Annotated in this window: 2 protein-coding genes; one reads left to right on the forward strand and one right to left on the reverse strand. The window is 39.9% G+C overall.

What is annotated here, in order from left to right:
* On the reverse strand, window positions 1-2,252 hold a 2,252-nt coding region (locus ACKPQ4_RS06570; RefSeq protein ID WP_407680399.1), incomplete at its 3' end, for a CHASE2 domain-containing protein.
* A 156-nt stretch (window positions 2,253-2,408) separates the two neighbouring features.
* Between ACKPQ4_RS06570 and ACKPQ4_RS06575 the strand changes: the two genes are divergently transcribed.
* Window positions 2,409-2,936 (forward strand): AAA family ATPase (locus ACKPQ4_RS06575; RefSeq protein WP_407680400.1); only part of this gene is annotated, 528 nt, incomplete at its 3' end.

Raw genomic sequence — 2,936 nt, forward strand, 5'->3', positions numbered from 1 at the left:
TTAGAAAGTGCATCTTGAGCTTGTTTTATCTTTTGCAGACCTTTTTCTATAGCATTTTCCAATTCATTTATTTTGGCCGAGACTTCGTCGTGAAATCTTCCATAATTTAAAATATCAACCATTCCACACATAGGATTGTATTCTGACTGTATACTTGCTGGAATAAAGTAGTAAGCAATGCCATCCAACACCCGAACTAACTCATTATGTCCAGGTAACGATTGAAGTTCATTAGCAGAATTAACGAGTAATTCCCGGGCTATATCAATGAGTTCACTCTCCAATCCTAGATCGGTCATTGCTCGAATTAAACCTTCATTGCCTATCAATACATCCAAATTCTCGACACGATCTAAAGTAAGTCGGAAAATCTTGGGAATTACGGACAAATATGCTTCGATATCTCCATCACTATAATCTTTTTTAGCTTCCCTTATTAGCTCATCTACGACCGAAAGTTGAGACCAAGACGAGAACCAATTTACTTCGAGCCATTGCCCATCGGTTAAAGGTGCCTCAAGTAAAACTTCCCCAGAAAGGCTATGTAAAACCATGTTCTCTCGGTCTTGGGAAATCTTAACCTGTTCAGTACCAATCCCATAATAAGCCAATAATGTCTCCAAACCTAAGGTGAAGAATTTCTCATTTCTAAACAAGGGCATTTCATTAGGCAAAGAGTCGACTAAGACACCAGCAGAGAAATCTCCCTCAGCTCTTTTATAGACCAATCGCAAGGTGTGATTTGTTTCGACTAATTCTGTTTCAACCAAACCTTTGAGCCTAGAAAGAGCCCGCTGTATATTCTCGACCGTTTTTTCAGTTTGAGTAAGTTGTTCTCTTGCATCATTACGCTGAACTTCCTTGTCTTCTAACTTCGGAAGGATATCTAGTAATTCCTTATTTTCATGGGCTTGCTTTCCTGAAAGGAGTTCCAAAACGTTCAATATCTCTTGGTCCGCAACTGGTTTACCAAGTGCCTCAATTTGTTTTAACAAAGAGACTCGCTTTAACAAATGACCTTCAATTTGAGGCTTTATGATAGCAGATAAACTGGGGTTCGCCTCTAAAGTTTCCTCAAAATTACCAATCACTGTGTTTATTTCAGCCAATTCGGTCTGAACTTCGTCAAGAGAATAAACATTTTCCCGCCCACCTGTTTCCACTGCTGAAAGAACTTGCCAGTAAATAAACCCTCGCTTGGAAATCCTCTCATCGATTTGAGGGGTTAACGTAGCGACAAGAGTAGGAACCGCCTTCAATGTTCCTTTGAGTGTAGTGATTTCTTCACCCAAACTCTCAAGGTTGTCTTTCATTTTTTGGAATCGATCAATTCTGCGCTCAATTCCTAATTTCTTTTGATTAATTGTAAACAACTCTGCTTCAGACTCTTCAAGTGCCTTATTGTAGATAGCCCTTGAATCTAAATACTTGGATAACTCACTCTCTAAACGATCTATTGAGCTTTTATTTTCTCTAGGTGATTCTAATTCTAGAACATTCTGCTTTCCACCCAACAAGTTGTATGCGTGAGCCTTACCACCACCAGGGAACCATAAAGGAGCCCACCTTGGAATTTCATCTACTGCACGAAATGGTGGTACTGAAAAGGATCCTAACCTACCAATGTACTTTCCGTTTTTATAGTTTTGGAGGGGATAAGTTGGTGATTCAGGGTAAGAAAAGTCACTACCACTTTCAGAATATCCCTCGGAAAAAAGAGGTGCAAATGCACTGGCATTGACTGGTTTAACAAAGGGTGTTTGTACCCCCGAATATAAACATCCCAAAACTACTTGATTTGGAAATTTATCCACCAATTGACCCATAGCTATGTCACTACGATATGAATTTTTACGCGGAACCATTTTCGACATACTTTTGGGAGTGAAACCAAAGTCGAAGCCTATTGAACGAGCCTGCCCTTTTTCCAAAAGAGTGATGGCAGTGTCGCGAAAAAAAGCACGATCCCAAGGACGCTCCCCTACTCCATCCATTGCCAATGTAGCAGAATCAAAGTTTACATAAACTAACTTAGGTATTCTAGGAACCGTTTGATTGTTCTCTACGATAATTAAGTCATGTGAATTTTCCGCCAAATCTTGTGAAATCTCGCCACGGTATTGTTTTCTCAAATCGACCGATTTGATTTTTAAGTAATCGAGAGTTCCGAAATGATTCAGAGTAACCCAAATAAATGGAATAAAAAGAAGGGCGAAAAAGGTAAGTTTGGATTCTTTGCTTAAATTAAACATGATTAGGACATATATATAACTAGCCGATAAGTTTGCTTAACCCTACCTTCTTAAAGACCCAAGTTTTAGCCAAGCCGAAAAAAAACGGATTACTTGATTGCATTCTTTTCCCTTGGACAAAAGTAACGATTAGATACGCTATGTACTTTGTAAATTATGACTTCTTCACTATCATCATCCACTCCACCAGCTCCTGAAGAGCAAGAAAAAATCAAAAACGAGGCGTCTTGGGTTTCATTACTCAAACAAGAAATTGGACAAGTTATCGTAGGGCAAAAATACCTCATCGATCGCTTGGTGATTGGATTGCTGGCTAATGGTCATGTCTTACTTGAAGGCGTACCCGGCTTAGCCAAGACCTTAGCCGTTAAAACCCTGTCCGATTGCATACAGGGAGATTTTAAACGAATACAGTTCACACCTGATCTTTTACCGGCCGATGTCGTGGGTACCTTGATCTACAGCCCGAACCAAGGCGAGTTTACTACTAAGAAAGGTCCTATCTTTACTAACCTTCTCCTTGCAGACGAAATAAATAGGGCACCCGCTAAAGTTCAAAGTGCCTTACTTGAGGGTATGCAGGAGAGACAAGTTACTATTGGTGACGAGACTTTTCCCCTGCCCTCACCTTTTCTGGTTTTAGCAACAGAAAACCCTATTGACCAAGAAGGTACTTATCCTTTG

The sequence above is a fragment of the Candidatus Chordibacter forsetii genome (assembly GCF_964187505.1).
GTDB lineage: Bacteria > Verrucomicrobiota > Verrucomicrobiia > Opitutales > Seribacteraceae > Chordibacter > Chordibacter forsetii.